The sequence below is a fragment of the Rhodopseudomonas palustris genome, assembly GCF_007005445.1.
In the GTDB taxonomy this organism is placed as follows: Bacteria; Pseudomonadota; Alphaproteobacteria; order Rhizobiales; family Xanthobacteraceae; genus Rhodopseudomonas; species Rhodopseudomonas palustris_G.
The window spans coordinates 1,103,944-1,124,309 of record NZ_CP041387.1; the positions used below are offsets into that span (position 1 = coordinate 1,103,944).

20 protein-coding genes are annotated in these 20,366 nt (G+C 66.1%); 4 read left to right on the plus strand and 16 right to left on the minus strand.

Features of this window, described 5'->3' with window-relative positions:
* Positions 1-288: 288 nt before the first annotated feature.
* The 3 genes from FLL57_RS04995 to FLL57_RS05005 all read left to right on the plus strand — a co-directional run bounded on the left by FLL57_RS04995 (position 289) and on the right by FLL57_RS05005 (position 5,494).
* Positions 289-2,355: a HAMP domain-containing methyl-accepting chemotaxis protein gene (locus tag FLL57_RS04995; protein ID WP_047308210.1), complete on the plus strand. Its 2,067-nt coding sequence runs from the start codon at positions 289-291 to the stop codon at positions 2,353-2,355.
* 239 nt (positions 2,356-2,594) lie between these two features.
* The gene (locus FLL57_RS05000) at positions 2,595-3,029 is read left to right on the plus strand and encodes a hypothetical protein (RefSeq protein ID WP_235677213.1); all 435 of its coding nucleotides are present in this window, start codon (positions 2,595-2,597) and stop codon (positions 3,027-3,029) included.
* Between the two features lie 155 nt (positions 3,030-3,184).
* Positions 3,185-5,494 carry a TonB-dependent receptor gene (locus FLL57_RS05005; protein WP_142882292.1) on the plus strand — a complete coding sequence of 770 codons (2,310 nt, stop codon included), beginning with the start codon at positions 3,185-3,187 and terminating at the stop codon, positions 5,492-5,494.
* Positions 5,495-5,599: 105 nt separating this feature from the next.
* On the opposite strand, the gene FLL57_RS05010 is transcribed toward FLL57_RS05005, so the two are convergent.
* The 16 genes from FLL57_RS05010 to FLL57_RS05085 form a co-directional block, all read right to left on the minus strand.
* Complete coding sequence (locus tag FLL57_RS05010; protein ID WP_142882293.1) at positions 5,600-6,958, minus strand: TIGR03808 family TAT-translocated repetitive protein; 1,359 nt, start codon at positions 6,956-6,958, stop codon at positions 5,600-5,602.
* Between the two features lie 117 nt (positions 6,959-7,075).
* Positions 7,076-7,723 carry a pyroglutamyl-peptidase I gene (locus FLL57_RS05015; RefSeq protein ID WP_013503376.1) on the minus strand — a complete coding sequence of 216 codons (648 nt, stop codon included), beginning with the start codon at positions 7,721-7,723 and terminating at the stop codon, positions 7,076-7,078.
* Complete coding sequence (meaB, locus tag FLL57_RS05020) at positions 7,720-8,712, minus strand: methylmalonyl Co-A mutase-associated GTPase MeaB (RefSeq protein WP_142882294.1); 993 nt, start codon at positions 8,710-8,712, stop codon at positions 7,720-7,722. The genes FLL57_RS05015 and meaB overlap by 4 nt, the downstream gene beginning before the upstream one ends.
* A complete protein-coding gene (locus FLL57_RS05025) occupies positions 8,696-9,487 on the minus strand; it encodes a DUF3298 and DUF4163 domain-containing protein (protein ID WP_142882295.1) in 792 nt (263 codons plus the stop codon). The genes meaB and FLL57_RS05025 overlap by 17 nt, the downstream gene beginning before the upstream one ends.
* Positions 9,488-9,527: 40 nt before the next feature.
* Positions 9,528-9,872, minus strand: a complete 345-nt coding sequence (locus FLL57_RS05030) for a HepT-like ribonuclease domain-containing protein (RefSeq protein ID WP_047308215.1) — start codon at positions 9,870-9,872, stop codon at positions 9,528-9,530.
* On the minus strand, positions 9,873-10,187 hold the full coding sequence (locus tag FLL57_RS05035; RefSeq protein WP_047308216.1) for a nucleotidyltransferase family protein: 315 nt from the start codon (positions 10,185-10,187) through the stop codon (positions 9,873-9,875).
* 35 nt (positions 10,188-10,222) lie between these two features.
* On the minus strand, positions 10,223-10,624 hold the full coding sequence (locus tag FLL57_RS05040; RefSeq protein ID WP_234713306.1) for a type II toxin-antitoxin system VapC family toxin: 402 nt from the start codon (positions 10,622-10,624) through the stop codon (positions 10,223-10,225).
* 5 nt (positions 10,625-10,629) lie between these two features.
* Positions 10,630-10,887 carry a type II toxin-antitoxin system Phd/YefM family antitoxin gene (locus tag FLL57_RS05045; protein ID WP_013503370.1) on the minus strand — a complete coding sequence of 86 codons (258 nt, stop codon included), beginning with the start codon at positions 10,885-10,887 and terminating at the stop codon, positions 10,630-10,632.
* 62 nt (positions 10,888-10,949) lie between these two features.
* Positions 10,950-13,109 carry a methylmalonyl-CoA mutase gene (gene scpA / locus FLL57_RS05050; protein WP_142882296.1) on the minus strand — a complete coding sequence of 720 codons (2,160 nt, stop codon included), beginning with the start codon at positions 13,107-13,109 and terminating at the stop codon, positions 10,950-10,952.
* A 62-nt stretch (positions 13,110-13,171) separates the two neighbouring features.
* A complete protein-coding gene (locus FLL57_RS05055) occupies positions 13,172-13,636 on the minus strand; it encodes a GFA family protein (RefSeq protein WP_013503368.1) in 465 nt (154 codons plus the stop codon).
* On the minus strand, positions 13,633-15,504 hold the full coding sequence (locus FLL57_RS05060; RefSeq protein ID WP_142882297.1) for a methylmalonyl-CoA mutase subunit beta: 1,872 nt from the start codon (positions 15,502-15,504) through the stop codon (positions 13,633-13,635). The genes FLL57_RS05055 and FLL57_RS05060 overlap by 4 nt, the downstream gene beginning before the upstream one ends.
* Positions 15,505-15,662: 158 nt before the next feature.
* Positions 15,663-16,154 (minus strand): 2-amino-4-hydroxy-6-hydroxymethyldihydropteridine diphosphokinase, encoded by a 492-nt coding sequence (gene folK / locus FLL57_RS05065; RefSeq protein WP_013503366.1) that lies wholly within the window; start codon positions 16,152-16,154, stop codon positions 15,663-15,665.
* A 1-nt stretch (position 16,155) separates the two neighbouring features.
* Positions 16,156-16,521, minus strand: a complete 366-nt coding sequence (gene folB / locus FLL57_RS05070; protein ID WP_013503365.1) for a dihydroneopterin aldolase — start codon at positions 16,519-16,521, stop codon at positions 16,156-16,158.
* Positions 16,518-17,375, minus strand: a complete 858-nt coding sequence (gene folP / locus FLL57_RS05075; protein ID WP_047308221.1) for a dihydropteroate synthase — start codon at positions 17,373-17,375, stop codon at positions 16,518-16,520. Before folP ends, folB begins: the two co-directional genes overlap by 4 nt.
* A 65-nt stretch (positions 17,376-17,440) precedes the next feature.
* Positions 17,441-17,848 (minus strand): DUF4332 domain-containing protein, encoded by a 408-nt coding sequence (locus tag FLL57_RS05080; RefSeq protein ID WP_013503363.1) that lies wholly within the window; start codon positions 17,846-17,848, stop codon positions 17,441-17,443.
* A gap of 18 nt (positions 17,849-17,866) precedes the next feature.
* Positions 17,867-18,238 (minus strand): hypothetical protein, encoded by a 372-nt coding sequence (locus FLL57_RS05085; RefSeq protein ID WP_013503362.1) that lies wholly within the window; start codon positions 18,236-18,238, stop codon positions 17,867-17,869.
* A gap of 336 nt (positions 18,239-18,574) precedes the next feature.
* On the opposite strand from FLL57_RS05085, the gene FLL57_RS05090 reads away from it, so the two are divergent.
* Positions 18,575-20,185, plus strand: coding sequence for a helicase HerA-like domain-containing protein (locus tag FLL57_RS05090; RefSeq protein ID WP_047308223.1), 1,611 nt, complete (start codon positions 18,575-18,577; stop codon positions 20,183-20,185).
* The last annotated feature ends 181 nt before the right edge of the window (positions 20,186-20,366 follow it).

The window sequence follows — 20,366 nt, forward strand, 5'->3', positions numbered from 1 at the left end:
TTCGGCTTTGCGACCGCGTTTGATGTCGATCAAGCTCTGAAGTGATCGCCGATCTGGTGATGGGCGCAAACTAACGCCAATGCGCGCCGAATTGCGCCGCCGATGTTTAACGGATTGGAACGAATTTCGGCGCACTCATTGCGTGCGATCCGGTTCCGGATTCGCTCATAAGATGAAATCACAGGAGGGATCAGCGGCGACGTGCGCGTCCCTTGTCGTGCCGCGGGTTCCTCTTTTCATGCGCTGAGTGCAGCCACGCTTTCGCGCGGCCTCGTCGGGAAAGAGATCATGCCTAGTGCTCATTCGTCGCCTGTCCCGTCCGCCGCGACGGGCCTGTTTTCGTTCTTCACCAACCGCAAGATCGGCTTCAAGATCGCCATCGGCTTCGCCGCCGTGCAGGTGCTGATGGCGGTGCTGGCGATTCTGAACTACACGAATTTTGGAAAGCTCGGAGATGCGTTTTCGAGCTTCGATCAGCGCGTCGGCGTCGTCGATGCGGTTCGCAACGTCGAGCAGAACTTCACCAACTTCAGGCGGACCGTGCGCGAATACAGCCTCACCGGCGAGGATACGCTGATCGCCGAGGCGGGCAAGCGCCGCGCCGAGCTGCAAGACAACATCCAGCAGGCGATGCAGCTTGTTCGCGATCCCGGTCGTCGTGCGGCGATGGTCGAACTCGGCAGCAAGTTCGCCTCCTATGTCGCGCAGTTCGACGAGCTGACCAAGCTCCGGCAGGATCAGAACAGGTTGTCGGCGACCGTGCTCGGACCGGTGGGTCAGCGGATCGTCGGCCAGCTCGAGCAACTGCAATCCGCGACGATGAGCGGCGACGGCAACAGTGATCAGGCGCTCCTGGTCGGACAAGCGATGAAGCAGTTTCTGCTGCTGCGGCTGTCCGCCAGCAAGGTCCTGGGCATTCATCTGGAGAAGGCCGCCCAGGCCGGCGCCGAAAAGGCGCTCGCCGATTTCAGAACCGTGCTGTCGACCATGAAGACGGTGCTCGCCACCGCGGCCGAGCGCAAGCAGCTCGCCGCGATCGAGGCCGACCTTGCGATCTACGCCGACGGCTACCAGCAGTCGGTGCGCGATGTCGTCGGGATCGATGCGACCATCGCGGCGATGACCAAGGTGGCGCAATCGCTTGCGCTCGATGCAGCGACCATCAAGCAGTCCGGTGTCGCCGAACAGAAGCAGATCGGCCACCAGACCGCGGCGCTGATCGGCGAGACCCAGACCCAGATCCTGCTGATCACTCTCGGCGCGATGGCGATCGGCTTCGTGCTCGCCTGGTTGATCGGACGCGCGGTGTCGGGGCCGATCGTGGCGATGTCCGGCGTGATGAAGGAACTGGCTGCCGGCAACACCGATGTCGAGATCGTCGGCTCCGGCCGTCTCGACGAGATCGGGCTGATGGCCTGTACGGTCGAGGTGTTTCGCAACAACTCGCTCGAATGCGACCGGCTGAAGGCCGAGCAGGAGGAAGCCGAGCGCCGGGTCGCCGCCGAGCACAAGGCGGAGATGCAGCGCCTCGCCGATCATTTCGAAGGCGCGGTCGGCGAGATCATCGAGACCGTGACCTCGGCCGCGACCGAGCTCGAGGCATCCGCCGGGACGCTGACCTCCACCGCCGAGCATTCGCAGGAGCTCGCCACCTCGGTCGCTGCGGCGTCCGAACAGGCATCGTCGAACGTGCAGTCGGTGGCGTCGGCGACCGAGCAGATGACCTCGTCGATCACCGAGATCAGTCGTCAGGTTCAGGAATCGGCGCGGATCGCCGGCGACGCGGTCGATCAGGCGCGCAAGACCAACGACCGCATCGGCCAACTCGCGGATGCGGCAAATCGGATCGGCGCCGTGGTCGAACTGATCAACACCATCGCCGGCCAGACCAATCTGCTGGCGCTCAACGCCACCATCGAAGCGGCGCGCGCCGGCGACGCCGGCCGCGGCTTCGCGGTGGTGGCGCAGGAGGTGAAGGCGCTGGCCGAACAGACCGGGAAGGCGACCGGCGAGATCAGTCAGCAGATCGGCAGTATGCAGTCGGCGACGCAGGAGTCGGTCGGGGCGATCCGCGAGATCGGCGGCACCATCGAGCGGATGTCGGAGATCGCATCGACCATCGCCTCGGCTGTGGAAGAACAGGGGGCGGCGACGCAGGAGATCTCCCGCAACGTGCAGCAGGCGGCGCGTGGTACGCAGGACGTGTCGGCCCACGTCGTCGACGTGCAGCGTGGCGCCACTGAGACCGGCACCGCGTCGGCACAGGTCCACTCCGCCGCGCAATTGCTGTCGCGCGACAGCAATCGCCTCAAGGACGAAGTCACCCGCTTCGTCGAGACGGTGCGGGCGGCGTAGCCCGAGGCTCGCGCTCGCTGACTTTCGCATCCTTCGACGTGTCGCGCCCGGGCTCCCCCGGGCGCACGCGTTTGCGCCGTCCGTGTTCAGATGCCGCCTGTGTTCAAATAGTGACAACTATTCCAAATATCATGAAGTGCGGTATCTTAATGCTTCACTGTATTGTTGCACCTTCGACACTGTGATTACCTGTGCCGCACAGGCTGGGGACGCATGTGCTGAGGGTGTTGCGGAGCGAGGTGAAGGAGACGGCATCGGCCGCGCATCCGCGTCGTCCGAACCGCTTGCCTGTGTTCCGCTCCCATTCCGACTGGCTCGCCTCCGCGCTGCGGATGTCGACCTGTTGGATAGTCACGTTCGCGCTGCTGCTGCAGATCGCCTTGTCGGCGATGCCACCCGCGGGTGCCGCCTCGCTCGACGTTCTCAGCAGCGCCGGCATCTGCCACTCGATCGACACCTCCGCGCCCGCCGACTCGCAGGATCGCGTGGTGGTGCACTTCAAGTGCATTGCCTGCATTCTGATCTGCAGCCTTCCGCCGCCGTCGCAGGTCGTCACCGCGGCGCCGAGTCTGGCCTGGGCCTGGCTCGCTCAGCGCTGGCCGCCGACCGAGGCCGCTCCGCGTAGCGCCCCGGTCTCGTCGCATTCCGCTCGCGGACCTCCGGAGCTAGCGTAACCGCACCGATCGCTGATCGCGCGCTTCGGCCTGCGACGGCGATGCCTTGCCGTTTCGCTGCTGTCACCGTCGCGTCTGCTCGTTGCAGCGCACGGCGTCAGATGTCCTGCGCCAGCCCGATGCTGCGCGCGCTCGACTTTCCGTGAGTTCTCGTCATGTCGTCCGTTTCCTGCGCCGGCCTGCGCCGGTCCCTGCTGCTGTCCACCTCGCTGCTGTCGCTGCCGTTAGCGGCGTTTGCCGTCTCCGCCATCGCGTTGTCGCCATCGCCGGCTTCGGCACAAGCGGCGAGCAGTCTGTCGACCATCGTGGTCGATTCCGCCAAGCCACGTGCCAAGCCGCGCGTTCGCGCCCCGACAACCTCGCCGCAGCGCGGTCCCGTGATCCGCGCCGCCGCCATGCCGCCGCCGCCCGCAGCGCCGGCGGCCGAGCCGGTCTCCCCCTCGGCCACCACGCTGCCGGGCTCGGCGGCAGTAGCGCGCAGCCTCGGCACCAGCGATACGGCGTCGTTGGTCACCGACATTCCCGGCGGCGCGGTGTGGGGCGCCGGCGGCGTCTCCAGCCTGCCGGCGCTGAACGGCGTCGGTGCCGACCGTGTGCAGGTGGCGATCAACTCGATGCTGATCAGCCCGGCGTGCCCGAACGAGATGAATCCGCCGCTGTCCTTCGTCAATCCGCAGATGATCGCCAGCATGCGCGCCTATCTGGGTGTCGCGCCGGTCAGCGTCGGCGGCGACTACATCGGCGGCAAGATCGACGTCACCACCGCGCCGCCGCTGTTCGCGAGCGGGCCGAGCCTGCTGACCACCGCGACGGTCTCGGGCTTCTATCGCAGCAACGGCAACGCCTACGGCGTCGATGCGCGCGCCACGATCGCCAATCAGGACACCAGCGTCACCTACACCGGCGGCTGGGCCCGCTCGAGCAACTACAAGGCCGGCAACGGCATGACGGTGAAGTCGACGCTGTGGGAGGTGCAGAACCACGCCGTCAGCATCTCGCGGCAGAGCGCCGGCAACCTGTTCACGCTGCAGGTCGGCGGGCAGTTCATCCCGTATCAGGGCTACGTCAACCAGTACATGGACATGGTGTCCAACCGCTCGATGTTCGTCAACGGCCGCTACGACGGCGTGTTCGACTGGGGCAAGCTGGAGACGTCGGCGTTCTATCACCGCATCCGGCACACCATGGGCTTCATCGCGCCGGACAAGATCGCCGACATGCCGATGGATACCCGCGGCACCGACCTCGGCTACAATATCAAGGCGTCGGTGATCGCCTCTGACCACGATCTGATCCGCATCGGCAACGAGACCCATGCGTACCGCCTCGACGACTGGTGGGATCCGGTGCCGGGCTCCGGGATGATGATGTCGCCCAACACCTTCATCAACATCAACGACGGCCGCCGCACCCGGCTCGGCACCTTCGTCGAGTGGGAGCGGCACTGGAATCGGGAATGGACGACGCTGTTCGGCCTGCGCAACGATGTGGTGTGGATGGGGACGGGGAACGTCCAGGGCTACAGTTCGATGTACGCAGCCGATGCGGCACGCTTCAATGGCGGCGACCGCGACCGCACCGACGTCAATTTCGACGGCTCGGCGCTGATCCGCTATGAACCCAACGCGATCAGCCAGTTCGAGCTCGGCCTCGCGCGCAAGACCCGCTCGCCGAATTTGTATGAGCGCTACACCTGGTCGAACACCGCGATGGCGATGAAGATGATCGGCTGGTTCGGCGACGGCAACGGCTATGTCGGCAACGTCGATCTCGCTCCGGAGAAGGCTCATACGGTGAGCTTCACCGCGGCGTGGCACGATCCGGCGCAGAAGCTGTGGGAGGTCCGGGTTACGCCGTATTACAGCTATGTGCAGGACTACATCGACGTGAACCGCTGCTTCGTCGCGGGCAGCTTGAGCTGCAATGCGGCGAACCTGACCAAGAGTAGCGCCTTCGTGTTCCTGCAGTTCGCCAACCACGACGCCGAACTCTACGGCGTCAATCTCGACGGGCGGCTGACGGCGTGGGACAATTCGGCTTACGGCCGGGGCGTACTCCGCGGCCAGTTCGCCTACGTGCACGGCCGGCGCACCGACGGCATCAATTTGTATCACGTGATGCCGGTCAACGCGAAGCTCGGGCTCGATCACGAACTCGGCGGCTGGGTCAACGGCATCGAGCTGCAACTGGTCGGCGCCAAGACCCAGGTGAGCGAAGTGCGCAACGAAACCACCACCTCGGCCTACGCGCTGCTCAACCTGCGCACCGGCTATCGCTGGGAGAATGTGCGGCTCGACATCGGCGTCGATAACGTGTTCGACAAGTTCTACACCCTGCCGCTCGGCGGGGCCGACCTCGTCGACTACCGCGCCGCCTCGATGATGGGCGGCTCGTCGCCGATCTGGGGCTACGGCGTGCCCGGCATGGGCCGCTCGTTCAACACCCGCCTGACCGTGTCCTTCTGATCGCGCGTGGGGCCGCTTCGGGTTGGGGGCGGCCCCTTCGCGTTGTCCGCTACGGCAGGAATCATTGCGAGGAGAATGACCGCTCGGTCGGGCGCGGGACTGTTTTCACCGCACCGAATTGCTGCCGAGCGCGACCTGGGTGAACCGCGTGGCGCCCGGCAGGGTCAGATCCGGCGTCACCGGTGTTGCATGATCGAGCCCGACCACTGCGCCGCGCGGGGTTTCGGCGATCGTGTTGCCGGTGATCGTCACGGTGCCGGCGCCGTCCATCAGAGAGACGCCGATGCCGATGAAACTCCTGCGCACGACATTGCCGGTGATGGCAACGTCGCGCAGATACTTGCCCCAGCCGGCGACGATGCCGAACGAGGGTGCGTTTTCGATGACGTTGCCCGACACCGCGGTGTCGGCCTCGACATAGATGCCGATGCCGGCGTCGTCGTCCGGCGCGGTGCCGATCGGCCGCTTCGGCCTGAGGTTGCGGATGATATTGCCCTGAACGGTGCTGAGCCGTCCGCCCTCGTTGAAATTGCACACCGAGACGCCGAGCGCGGCGCCGTCCACGGTATTGCTCGCGATCACCGCGCCTTCGAAAGCGAATTCCGAATACAGTGCCACCTCGCGCACGTCGGACACGCTGTTGCCGGTGATCTGGATGTTCGAGGCGGAATTGCCGCGCACCGCGGAGTAATCGCAATCCTTGATGCGGTTGCCGCTGATCACCACGTTGCCGGCGCGAAACGCGTTGATGGCGTTGCCGTACTGGCCCGAGCCGCCCGGGCCGGCCTTGATGTTCTCGATCCGGTTGCCGGTGACCAGCGTGCCGTCGTCGCCGATCGCGGTGCGCAGGATTTCGATGCCGTTGTGGTTGGTGTCGATGATGGTGTTGCGATCGACGCGCAGCCCCTTGGCGTCGAACGACACCACGCCGGTGACCGCGATCTTCGTCAATGTGTTGTTGCTGATCGCGCCGGACGTCGCCTCCAGCCAGACGCCGGAGCCGCCGCTGGCGGTGATCGCGCAATCCTGGATCAGCAAGTCCTGCGCGTCGATGCAGTGCACGAGGCCCCGCCGGCTCGGCAGCGGAATGCCGGCGCCGTCGATGACGAGACCGGACAGCGTCGCCGTCTCCGCGCCCTGGCTGTCGAACAGCGATGGCCCGCCGGTGAAGAGCAGGCGGGTGGCGCCACGCACGCCGGAGAGCTGCGCGCCGGACGGCAGCCTCAGCCGGCCGGTGCGATAGGTCCCCGGCGGCAGCGCCAGCGGCACGCGCCGCGTGGCGGCGTCGTCGATCGCGCGTTGCAGGGCGGTGGTCTGGTCTTCGGAACTATCAGGACGGACGCCGGACAGCGCGGCATCGCGGCCGCGGCGCGACGTCGGAGCGGCGGCGAGCGGGGTGGCGGTTAGCGCCAGCGCGCCGGCGGATGCCAGAATGCCGAGGACGTCGCGGCGGTGCGGGGCCATGGCGCGCGTGCTCCTGTGCGATGATCTGCTGCGACCAGAACTAACGCAGAATCTGCCGTGGCGCTGACGATCGCGCCGCGCCGGAGTAGCGATGTTTGGCCGTAGGGTTAACCCGGCTCAGGCTGCGGCGCGGCGTGCCGCGCGGGTCAGCCGCACCAGTTCGAGCAGCATGGCCTCGCCAGCATCGACCAGATGCTCGGCGGTGATCCGACTTCCCGGCCAAGCGGTGCCGTCGCGGCTGATCAGCGGCACGTGCACGAAGGCGGTGAGGCGCGGGCCGCCCGGCGCCTGCGTCGCCTCGATCCCGCGCCAGCACAGATAGTTGCACAGATAGCGCCCGGCGTCGCGCGACAGCCGCGCATCGATCCCGGTGAGCTGCGCTGCGCGCGCCAGCCTCGCGCCATGCGGACCGAACCCGCGCGCAGCTTCGCCCGGCGCGATCTGGCCGTGGCGCAGCGTCACCTGCTCGGCGTCGGGCCACAGCGTGGTGATGGCGTTGCGGGCGCGGGTCTCGATCCGGACGTGCCGGGTCGACGCGGCGAGGCCGAACATCAGCAGCGCATCGGGCCGATGCTGCGCCAGCAGCGCCGGCAGGTCGCGATCGACCGCGCGGTAGCTGACGTTGAAGACGTGGCCGGCACGCGTGACGTCGTCCAATGCCGGTCGGCGCAATTTCACGAGACGGTCGACCAGCGCGGGAGTCGGATTGAACGGCGCACCGGGAAACGGTCCGAAGCCGGTGATCAGGATGCGCAGGCCGCTCACCCGATCAGCTCCGCGACCTGATCGGCGCCGAGCGTCGGGGTGATCGTGCCTTCGGCGACGGCGGCCTCGGTGGATCTGACCTTGGCGCGGATCGAAGGATCGCTGCGCAGCTTCGCCTTCCAGCGATCTTCCAGCAGCGTCCACATCCATTTGACCTGCTGCTCGCGCCGCCGCGCGTCGAACTCGCCCGACGGCGTCGTCGCGGTGCGATGGTCGAGCACCGATTGCCACAGCTCGGCGATGCCGTTGCCGGTCGCGGCCGAGTAGGTGATCACCGGCGGCTGCCAATGCATCGAGCGCGGCGTCAGGATATGCAGCGCGGCGCGATACTCGCCGGCGGCGAGATTGGCGCGGGGGATGTTGTCGCCGTCGGCCTTGTTGATGGCGATCATGTCGGCGAGCTCGACCAGGCCCTTCTTGATGCCCTGCAGCTCATCGCCGGCGCCGGGCAGCATCAGGGCCAGGAAGAAGTCGGTCATGTCGCAGACCGCCGTTTCGGACTGGCCGATGCCGACGGTCTCGACCAGCACCACGTCGAAGCCGGCGGCCTCGCATAGCAACATCGCTTCGCGGGTCTTGGCGGCGACGCCGCCGAGCGTGCCGGAGGAGGGCGAGGGGCGGATGAAGGCGTTCGGCTCGGCCGACAGCCGTGCCATCCGGGTCTTGTCGCCGAGGATCGAGCCGCCGGTGCGCGCCGAGGACGGATCGACCGCCAGCACCGCGACCTTGTGGCCCTGCGCGATCAGATACATCCCGAGCGCGTCGATGGTCGTCGACTTGCCGACGCCGGGCGAGCCGGTGATGCCGACCCGGATCGCGCGTCCGGTGTCGGGCAGCAGCTCCTGCACCAGCGCACGCGCCGACGCCTGGTGGTCGGCGCGGCGGCTCTCGATCAGGGTGATGGCGCGCGCCAGCGCGGCGCGATGGCCGCTGCGGACCTCGCTGGCCAGCGACGGCAGGTCGAGCGGCTTCTTACTTGTTGCGGTCATCATCGCCTTTCGGGCGGTCGCCGCCGAAGATCGCGCGGCCTTCCGCCGACAGATACGGCTTCAGCGCGGTCCACGGCACGAAAGCATCGTAGCTGCCCTCGGCATAGGCCCCGACGGCATAGGGCGCGTAGTGGAACGTCAGGCCGGAACTCTTGCCGGATTCGGTCGAGGGCGCCAACGTCACCGGGCCGATCTTCAGCAGTTTCGGCTCGATGCTCTTGACGTAGTCCTCGCCGTCATCCTCGGTGCCGCGCGCTTTCTTCTCGGCTCTCAGCGCTGCGATCACGCCCTTGACCATCGCCTGCATCGCCGGGCTGCCGTCGGACAGGTCGGTGAAGAACGGGCGGATGCTGATACGCCTGGCGAGCTGCTTGTCCCACAGGATGGTGTCGATCTCGGTGTTGGGATGCGCGCCGCCGGTGTAGCTGTAGTCGGTGCGCAGGATCGAGACGTAGCGGCCGGCGACCTCCGAATCCACCGCGTAGCTGCGCTCGTAGGTCCACGGGCCGTTGCGGAACAGCGCCGGATCGCTCTTGTATTCCGGCTCGGCCTCGGTGCGCTGCTGAGCGATCCATGTCTTGCCCTCGGCCAAGCAATTCTCGGCGAGCTTGGCATCGGCCTTGATCGCTGCATCGAGCGTCACCGTGCCGTCGATCGCTTTGGTCTTGACGGCGAAGTCAGGCTTCGGCTTCGCCGGTTCGGCGAGGGCGGGAGAGCCGATCGCCAGACAGGCCAGAATGACGAGCGGATAAGCACGGAAGTGAGATGAGAGCATGTCGAGCCTGACCAAAGTCGCGAGGAGGAGGGTAAAACGATTACGAATTGGCGGCGCCGATGCGCCGCTCGGCGAAGGAACGCAGAGGAGGGACATGATGATGGATAATGTCCCAGACGATCTCGACGTCGATCGCGTGGTAGGCATGACGCAGCCGATTGGCAAAGTCGGTCATCTTACGCCAGTCTATGTCGGTCGCCTCTTGGTTCAGCTCATCCGGGAGTTTGCGTGCTGCCTCGCAGACGATCTCAAGATAACGCTCGGCCGCCATACGGCGCACTTCGTCTTGCGAGAATTCATCGAAGCTGCGTCCCTCGACGAGGCTTAGGACACGAGACGTCGAGCGCAGAATGTCCAGGAGCCTGTCTTCCATCGAAGGGGGCATTCACAGCACCTCGACAAGATCGTCGGCCATTCGCTCCCTGATACGTGGAGTCAACTCGCTGGGCAGCATGACGTGTGTCGGGATGCCTGTAGCCGCTTCGCAGATGTCGCCGACATCAAGCGGCGTCTTCCAAGTCAGCTCGTAATCCGGCAGCACCTCCACCAGCACGTCCAGATCACTGTCCGGTCGGGCGTCACCGCGGGCGCGCGAGCCGAACACATATAGCTTGGCCACGCCTTCGGCGCGCAATGCATCGCCCCTCTCGCGCAATCTGGCGAGGATGGTGTCCAGCGGCATGTCGATGACGGAGGTCATAATGTCAGTATAGCAGATTGCCTTTGGCGCTGCAGTTACCCAGGAAGGATTTCGACGCCGCGCTGACGCGCCGCTTTTCTCATTTGGCCATCAAAGGTGAAGAGCGGAAGATTCCTGAATTCGGCCAGCCGGACATACAGTTCATCGTAATAGGTCAGTCCGGAATCCAGAGCGCTGCGGACCGCGACGGCGATATCGTCGAACTCGGGAGACGATTGAGTGATCACCTCAAGAATCTTTAGGTTGTGCAGCGCGTATTCGAGTTTGTCGGGAGTGAGGCGGCCGCGGCGAACGTTCGTGGTCAGCGCATTGCCGATTTCGGCGTGCCAGTGCGCCGGGACAACGAATTGCTGGTCCGCTAGGCTTTCGAATAGCTCGTCGTTGGCGAGATGTTCGCGCTCGTCCAGGAACATCGCCAGCGCGGCGGATGCGTCCATCACGATCAACGGCGGCCCTCGTTGATCCAGCTCTTGATCTCGTCGTGAGTCGGACTCAGCTTCAGGTCGCGCGCCAAGCTGCGCAAATTGCGGATCGCCTGGCGCCGCCGTGCAATCGTGTCGGCGGATAGCTCGCTACTCGCCTGAACTAGCCGTGCGACAGGCTTGCCGTGCCGGGTGATGGTCACTTCGGCACCGTTTTCGACCTCGTCGAGAAGGCTCGACAAATGGGTCTTTGCCTCGAAAATGCCGACCTGCTTCATGAAGGAAAAACTAGTCTGATTAGACTAGTTTGTCAATCAAGCCGGCATTTCTCGACGCCTGGCTACTCCGCCGCCTGGCTGGAATGGCCGAGCCGGGCGTTGAGCTTGTGGATCAGCTCCTCGGCGGCGTCGGCGATCACGGTGCCGGGCGGGAAGATCGCTTCGGCGCCGGACTTGTACAGCGCATCGTAATCCTGCGGCGGAACCACGCCGCCGATGATGATCATGATGTCGTCGCGGCCCTGCTTCTTCAGCGCGGCCTTCAGTTCCGGCACCGCGGTGAGGTGCGCGGCGGCCAGCGACGATACGCCGAGAATGTGGACGTCGTTCTCCACCGCCTGCCGGGCCGCTTCCTCCGGCGTCGCGAACAGCGGCCCGATATCGACGTCGAAGCCGATGTCTGCGAACGCCGAGGCGATCACCTTCTGGCCGCGGTCGTGGCCGTCCTGGCCGATCTTGGCGACCAGGATGCGCGGGCGACGGCCCTCGGCGTCCTCGAACGCGTCGATCAGCGCCTGCACCTTCTCCATCCGGTCCGCCATCGATGCGACCTCCCGCTTGTAAACGCCGGTGATCGACTTGATCTCGGCGCGATGCCGGCCATAGACCTTCTCCAGCGCGTCGGAGATTTCGCCGACGGTGGCCTTCTTGCGCGCGGCGTCGATTGCCAGCGCCAACAGGTTGCCGTTGCCTTCCGAAGCCGAGCGGGTCAGCGCCGCCAACGCGGCGTCGACGTCGGCCTGGACGCGTTCCTTCTTCAACCGGCCGAGCTTGTCGATCTGCAGCCGGCGCACGGTCGAATTGTCGACCTTGAGCACGTCGATCGGAGCCTCGTCGGTCGGCTTGTACTTGTTGACGCCGATCACCGACTGCCGGCCGGTGTCGATCCGCGCCTGGGTCTTGGCGGCGGCTTCCTCGATGCGCAGCTTCGGAACGCCGGCTTCGATCGCCTTGGCCATGCCGCCGAGCGCTTCGACTTCCTGGATGTGAGCCCAGGCCTTGACCGCGATGTCGTGGGTCAGCCGCTCGACGTAGTACGAGCCGCCCCACGGATCGATGATCCTTGTGGTGCCGCTCTCCTGCTGCAAGAACAACTGCGTATTCCGCGCAATTCTGGCGGAGAAGTCGGTCGGCAGCGCCAGAGCCTCGTCGAGCGCGTTGGTGTGCAGAGACTGGGTGTGGCCCTGGGTGGCGGCCATCGCCTCGATCGTGGTGCGCGGGACGTTGTTGAACACGTCTTGCGCGGTGAGCGACCAGCCCGAGGTCTGGCAGTGGGTGCGCAAGCTCAGCGACTTCTGCTGCTTCGGATCGAACTGCGTCAACAGCTTGGCCCACAGCAGGCGTGCGGCGCGCATCTTGGCGACTTCCATGAAGAAGTTCATGCCGATTGCCCAGAAGAACGACAGCCGCGGCGCGAATTTGTCGACGTCGAGGCCAGCCGCGATGCCGGCGCGGACGTATTCGACGCCGTCGGCGAGCGTGTAGGCGAGCTCGAGATCCTGCGTCGCACCGGCTTCCTGCATGTGGTAGCCGGAGATCGAGATCGAGTTGAACTTCGGCATCTTCTGCGAGGTGTAGGCGAAGATGTCGGAGATGATCCGCATCGAGGGCACCGGCGGATAGATGTAGGTGTTGCGCACCATGAATTCTTTCAGAATGTCGTTCTGAATGGTGCCCGACAGCTTCTCCGGAGAGACGCCCTGTTCCTCGGCGGCGGCGACGTACAGCGCCAGGATCGGCAGCACCGCGCCGTTCATGGTCATCGACACGCTCATCTGGTCGAGCGGGATGCCGGCGAACAGCGTGCGCATGTCGTAGATGCTGTCGATCGCCACGCCGGCCATGCCGACGTCGCCGGCGACGCGCGGATGATCGCTGTCGTAGCCGCGGTGTGTGGCGAGGTCGAACGCCACCGACAGACCCTTCTGACCGGCGGCGAGGTTGCGGCGATAGAATGCGTTGGAATCTTCCGCGGTCGAGAAGCCTGCATATTGCCGGATCGTCCACGGCTGGTTGACGTACATGGTCGGGTAGGGGCCGCGCAGGAACGGCGCGACGCCCGGCCAAGTGTCGAGGAAATCAATGCCGGCGACATCCGCCTCGGAGTAGCCCGGCTTGACCAGGATGCCTTCGGGCGTCAGCCACGGCTGGGCCTCACCTGCAGGCGCAGGGGCGGCGGTGGGCTGGAACGCGATCTCGGCGAAGTTCGGAATCTTGCTCATTTTTATCTGATCTCACTACAGCCCATCGTAGCACGGCTGCCGTTTTTCGTCATTTCGTCGGGTTAATCGTGGTCCGGCTGCTGATAGCTGAACACTTGCGCCATCCTGTCGGGTCCGTAGTTCTGCGCCGTGGTCTTGCCCGGCAGGTTCGCGATGGTGCCGGTCCAGCCGAGCCGGGCCTCGATGCCGTACTGCAGGGTCGGGATCACCCGATCCGGCCGGTCGAAGGTTCCGGTCATGATCTCGATGCTGTCGCAGAAGAGTAGCCGATAGCCCAGCGGGGTGCCGCAATCCTTACAGAAGTCGCGCTCGGCGACCGAGGAGGAGCGGAACGACGCTGGCTTGCCGCGGGTCCAGGCAAAGCTGTCCTTGGCGACTTCGGCCATCGAGGCGAACGGACCGCCAGTCGCCTTCTGGCACATCCGGCAATGGCACAGCGCGGTGCGCAGCGGCGGCGCCGACAGCGCGTAGCGGATCGCGCCGCACTGGCAGCCGCCGGAGAGCACCGCTTTGCCGGTCCCGGTCATGCCGCTTCGATGCCCTTCCAGGCGTCGCTCAGCGTCGCCAGCGCGTCGCCGCCGGCGAACACGAACTCCTGCACGCCGGCCTCGCGCAAAGCGGCCTCCTGCTCGCCGGGGCGGCCGGCCAGATAGATCTGCTTCGCGCCAGCAGCGGCCAGGGCCTGGGCGGCCGGAGCCGCATAGGCCGGATAGGCCTTGTCGGACGAGCACAGGCAGGCGAACGCCGCGCCGGACGCCTTGAAGGCTTCGGCGAGTGCCGCCGGATCAGCGAAGCCTTCGCTGTCGATCGCCTCGATGCCGCCGGTCTCGAAGAAGCTCTTGGCGAAGGTCGCGCGGGCGGTGAAGTCGGCCGGCGTGCCGAGGTTGGCGAGGAACACCTTGGGCCGCGACGCCTTGGCGGCGAGCACCGCGTCGGACTTGTCGCGCAGCGCCTCGAACGGCGTGGCAAGACGGATCGGCCCCAGCGCCGCGAAGCTGATCCTGGGCTCGTCGGCCGGTGGCACCGCGGCCGGCTGGACGTCCAGCACCTTGGCCTGGGCTTCGTGCAGGTTCGGAAACTCGGAGGCGCCGGTCAGCACGTCGCGGCGCTTGGCGATCGCCTTGTCACGGACACTGCGGGTCGCCGCGACCTTCGGCTGGATCAGGCCGGCCCGCAGCGCGGCGAGCGCGCCGCCGGCGAGCTCGATCTCCTGGAACTGGGCCCAGGCGGCGTCGCACAGCTCCTTGGTCAGCGCTTCGATGCCGCCGGCGCCGGCGGCCGGATCGGCGACCTTGTCGAGGTTGGACTCTTCCAACAGGACGAGCTGGGTGTTGCGGGCGACGCGGCGCGCGAAGCTGTCCGGCAGGCCGAGCGCCAGCGTGTGCGGCAGCACCTGCACCGAATTGGCACCGCCGAGCGAGGCGGCGAACGTCGCCATCGTGGCGCGCAGCATGTTCACGTAAGGATCGCGCTGGGTCAGCATTCGCCACGCGGTCTCGGCGGCGACGAACAGCGGCTTGGGCGCGAGGCCGCAGGCCTGTTCGACCTGCGCCCAGAGCAGCCGCAGCGCGCGGAACTTGGACAGCGTCAGGAACTGATCGGCGTCCGCCGACAGCCGGGCATAGATCATGCCGCGGGCTGCCTCGAGCGACACGCCGGCGGTCTCCAGCGCCCGCAGATAGGCGACGCTGCAGCCGAGCACATAAGCCAGCTCCTGCGCCTCAGAGCCGCCGGCATCGTGGATGACGCGGCCGTCCGCAACCAGGAACGGGCCGTTGAAGCCGGCGCCGGCGAGGCCGGTGGCGACTTGGCCGAGGCCCTTGGCGATCTCGCTCCATTCGGTGGCGCTCGCCCCCGCAACGGCGCGCGCGCCGAGCGGATCGATGCCGAAGCGGATGTCGCAGGCGGCCGGGTCGGTGCCGCGGCTCTTGATCAGGTCGGGGAGGTGGCGGACCACATCACAGGACTGCGGCGGGAACTGCAGTTCGATCGTGATGCCGGCGTCGAGATGCACGCCCTCCAGCGCTTGCGCGATCGCCTCCTGCGTCGCCGGCAGACCGAAGCCGCGCGCGCCGACACTGCCTGCGAATACCAGCGTCAGGCCGGTGGCGCCGTTTTCGAGATCCTGCAGAGCCAGCTTGTTGGCTTCCTTCGGCTCCGGGTGATCGACCCGCTGCATGATCCGCCACGGCGCCGCGGGAGCGCGGCCGGCGATCGGCGCGGCGTCGCGCGCCCGCACATAGATCGGATCGATCTGGATGCCGTCGGAGCTCTTGCTGATCAGCTTCTCGAACGGCGCGCCCTTCAGAACGCCGTCGACCAGCTTGCGCCAATCTTCATAGCCGGCCGGGGCGAAATCGGCGGCGAGCCGCAGCTCTTGATTTGCAGAAGACATCGGTGAAATCGAACTCCCAGAATACCGGAACGTGATTTGGCCGGAAAATGCCATGTGCGGCCGGCGATGCCAAACAGTTGTTTGAGGCAATAAGGACGAGATCGGCCGCTGCTGCGGTGCGGCAACCGTGTTGCGGGATATTCCTATAAAGCGGCGGCTCAGCCGCGATCTGGCAGCCGCTCGATGCCGGCGGTCGACAGCCCGGCGAGGGCGTCTTTCAGCGAGCGACCGGCGATCATCTGATCCGGCACGATGTCGAGCAGCGGCACCAGCACGAAGGCACGCTCGAACAGCCGCGGATGCGGCAGCGTCAGGTCCGGTCGATTGATCACGGCGTCGTCGTAGGCGAGAAGGTCGAGATCGAGCGTGCGCGGGCCCCAGCGCCGTTCGCTGGCGCGGTCGCGGCCGAAGCGTTTCTCGATCTTATGCAGCACCTGCAGCAACGACAGCGGATCCAGACGGCATTCGATCTCGATGCAGGCATTGACGAAGCGGTCCTGCTGCTCGTCGCCCCAAGGCGGCGTCGCGTAGTCCGGGGAGCGCGCGATCAGTTCGGCCTGGGTCATGCCGCAGATGTTGGCGATCGCCTTGTCGAACGTGGCGCGAACGTCGCCGACATTGCCGCCGAGCGCGATCAGGGCGCGCGGCATCTCAGCTCCGCCTGCGGGTGATGATCACGCCGACGTCGTCGAAGATCGCCGGGATCGGCGCGTGCGGTTTGTGCACCGTCACTTTCACCGCGGCAATCTTGTCGAAGCTCGTCAGGATCGCATCGGCCACCGCGCCGGCGGCGCGCTCCAGCAGCCGGTAGTTGGCGTCCTTGAACGCGGCGGTGGTACACGCCACCACATTGGAATACGACACCGTGTCGGACAGTTTGTCGGTGCGCGAGGATTCGGACAGATCCGCGGTGAGTTCGAGATCGATCACGAAGCGCTGGCCGACTTCGGTCTCGTGATCCATCACGCCGTGGCGGGCGTGCAGCACGAGGCCGGTAATGAAGATGGTGTCGTTCATCGGCTGTCCCTGATGGCGTGGGCGACTTTGAGCGCCTGCGAGGTCGCGGCGACGTCGTGCGCGCGAATGATCCTGGCGCCGTTCTCGACGGCGATCAGATGTGCGGCGAGCGAGCCGCCGATCCGCTGCTTCGGTTCGCTCGGCACCACCGTACTAATGAAGCGCTTGCGCGAGGCGCCGATCAGCAGCGGCCGGCCGAACGCCGCGAATTCGCGCAGCCGAGCCAGCGTGATCATGCTCTGCTGCGGCGTTTTGCCGAAGCCGATGCCGGGATCGAGCACGATCAGTTCCTCGGCGATGCCGGCCTTCGCAGCGATCGTCAGCGAGTGTTCAAAGAATGCATTGATGTCGGCGACGATGTCGATTGCCGGGTCGGCGGCGTCGCGGTTGTGCATCACGATCACCGGCGCGCCGCGCGCAGCGATCACGCCGGCCATCTCGGAATCGCGCTGCAACCCCCAGACGTCGTTGGCGATCGCCGCACCGTGGTCGAGCGCCCACGCGGCGACCTCGGCCTTCATGGTGTCGATCGACACCGGCGTGCCGAGCGCCACCACCGCCTCCAGCACTGGCTGGAGCCGCCGCAGCTCCTCGGCCGCCGGCACCGGCTGCGAGCCGTAGGGACGGGTGGATTCCGCGCCGATGTCGATGATCTCGGCGCCATCTGCGATCATCTCGGCCGCATGGGCCCGCGCCTGCTCGGGTGCGAGATAATCGCCGCCGTCCGAGAACGAATCCGGCGTGACGTTGAGAATGCCCATCACCGCCGCGGCGGGACGCGCCAGCAGCTCGCGCAACTGCGGCGTCTCGGTCGGAGCGGCGGGCGATGCGGGCAGCGACGGGGAAGCGATCATACGCCAGCGCTTTGCGCGGTCTGCCAAAGCCTGTCAAGCGGCGGTCTGCGCCGGCGCGCCGGACCTCAGTAGGTGATTTTCAATGGCAGCTTGCGAGCCTGTTCGATCAGTTGACCGACCTCCTTCTCGGAGGGCAGAGAGCGCACCAGTTTGCGCTTGAGATTGGCCTCTTTCATGTTCTGCGCCAGCCGCGCCGGATTGCGGTGGGTGAACTCGCGCAGCGTCGAGACCCCGGCAGCGCGCAGCAGGTCGGCCTTGGCCTTGCCGAGGCCGGGCACGCGCATGCAATCGGCGAGGTTGGCCCATTGCAGCAATTGCTGCTCGGTGAGGCCGGTCTTCGCGGCCAGCGCCTTGCGCCCCTTCACGGTCCGGGCGGCTTCGAGCAGCGCTTCGGTGGTGCGAATTCCTACCGATTTCAATTTGCTCGCGGCCACCTCGGTGATGCCGTCGAGCTGGGAAATTGGATATGTCATGGCACTCGATACGAATGTTCAGGTGAATTGGCGGAGGCCGGGCGTGCCATCCACGATGGCGGCCATCTGCTCCGCGCCAATCTTGTCGCGGCCGACCTTGAACAGCTCGCGGGCAATCGTCTTGATGTCGGAGATGCTGAGACCGAGTCCGAGCAGCTTCGTTCCCATCGCCATCACGCCGCTTCCGCCGATCAGACGGCTCAGCCCGCTGCGCGAGGAGCCCGCCGCTTCGATTGCAGCCTCAGCGCCCGGAATGCTGTCGATCAGGGCCTGGACCGGCTGCTGCGGACCTTCATTGCGGAGAAAGGCGAGAATGATGCCGATGGTCTTGCCGGCAACAGATTTGTCCAGACCGGCCTTGTCGGCCAGCCTTTCAATCAACTCGTCCATCACGCCCCCGCCACGCCGGCTCTTAGCACCGGTCCATGTTCTCAAATCATCCTGATCCGCTCTGCCACGAAACACAAGCGACCCCCGTGTTGGTGGCAGTCGTTTCGAATGATTCGTCCTGCCAGTGTTGCAACATTGCAAAAGTGCGGTCGCGAGATACGCTTTCGCACCGGCGGCAATCCACGCATCCGAGGTTGTTGCCCGCGATAGGATGAATATTGCGACAACGTCTCGCCGCGATCGTCGTTGAATGGTTCCATTGTGATAGGCAGGATGCGTGTTGCGCCAGGCGACCGATCGCCGGTGAGATTGTTCTGAAGCTGAGGAAACGACCAGATGGCGGCGACCGGCATCGTTAGCGGTGATACCGAGGACAAGATTTTTATCGGTAGAGGGGAGCAGCCGGCCTGGTTGACGCTGGGACTCGCCAATCGCCACGGCCTGGTCACCGGCGCTACCGGCACCGGCAAAACCGTATCGCTGCAGGTGATGGCCGAAGGCTTTGCGCGCGCCGGCGTGCCGGTGTTCGCCGCCGATATCAAAGGCGACCTGTCGGGCATCGCCGAAGTCGGCGAAGCCAAGGACTTCATTCTGAAGCGCGCCCAGGAGATCGGGCTGAAATTCCTGCCCGACCAGTTCACCACGGTGTTCTGGGACGTGTTCGGCGAGCAGGGCCATCCGGTGCGCGCCACCGTTTCCGAGATGGGACCGCTGCTGCTGTCGCGGATGCTCGATCTCAACGACGTGCAGGAGGGGGTGCTCAACGTCGCGTTCCGTGTCGCCGACGACATGGGCCTTCCGCTGATGGACATGAAGGATCTGCGCGCGATGCTCGATGCGATCGCGCCGATCGCCCAGAAGGTCGCGGAAAACGGCGACGTCAATGCCGATATCCGCCAGGCCGCGCAGTCGCTTGGCAACGTCACCAAGCAGACCGTCGGCACCATCCAGCGTCAGCTTCTGGTCCTGGAAAATCAGGGCGGCGAGAAATTCTTCGGCGAGCCGGCGCTGCAGCTCAAGGATTTCATCCGCACCGACAGCCAGGGCCGCGGCCTCGTCAATATTCTCGTGGCCGACAAGCTGATGTCCAGCCCGCGGCTGTACGCGACTTTCCTGCTGTGGATGCTGTCGGAGCTGTTCGAGGAGCTGCCGGAGCTCGGCGATCCCGACAAGCCCAAGCTGGTGTTCTTCTTCGACGAGGCGCATCTCTTGTTCAACGACGCGCCGAAGCCGTTGATGGACAAAATTGAACAGGTGGTGCGGCTGATCCGCTCCAAGGGCGTCGGCGTGTACTTCATCACCCAGAACCCGATCGACGTGCCGGACCGGGTGCTGGCGCAGCTCGGCAACCGGGTGCAGCACGCGCTGCGCGCGTTCACGCCGCGCGACCAGAAGGCGGTGGCGGCGGCGGCCGACACCTTCCGGCCGAACCCAAAGCTCGATACCGCCAAGGCGATCACCGAGCTCGGCAAGGGCGAAGCGCTGGTGTCGTTCCTCGAAGGCAACGGCACGCCGGCGATGGTCGAGCGCGTGCTGGTGCGGCCGCCGGCGGCGCGGATCGGACCGATCACGCCGGAGGAGCGCAAGGCGATCATCGCCGCGAGCCCGGTGCGGGGCAAATACGATACCGCGATCGATTCCGAATCCGCCTACGAGATGCTGCGTGCGCGGATCGAAGGCAAATCCGGCGACGCCGACGCGGAGCCGGGTGGTGGCGGCATCCTCGGTCAGCTCGGCGGGCTGTTCTCGACCGTGTTCGGCACCAACACGCCGCGCGGCAAGCTCACCACCGGCCAGGTGGTGGCGCGCAACGTCGCCCGCACCGTCGCCACCACGGTGGTCGGCGGCGTCGCAGCCGAGCTCGGCAAGAAGGTCGGCGGATCGCTCGGCAGTTCGGTCGGACGCTCGATCGTGCGTGGCACGCTCGGCGGCATGCTGCGGCGGTGAGGCGTTTGCGGTTTGGACACAGGCGCGTGGCAGCATGGTTCGAGACGGCGCTGCGCGCCTCCTCACCATGAGGCTGTGCGAGATCGCCTTTGTTCGCTCTTTGCGACATGTCGCAGCTTCCTCATCCTGAGGAGCGGCCGTTAGGCCGCGTCTCGAAGGATGAGGGCCGCGGCATCGGACA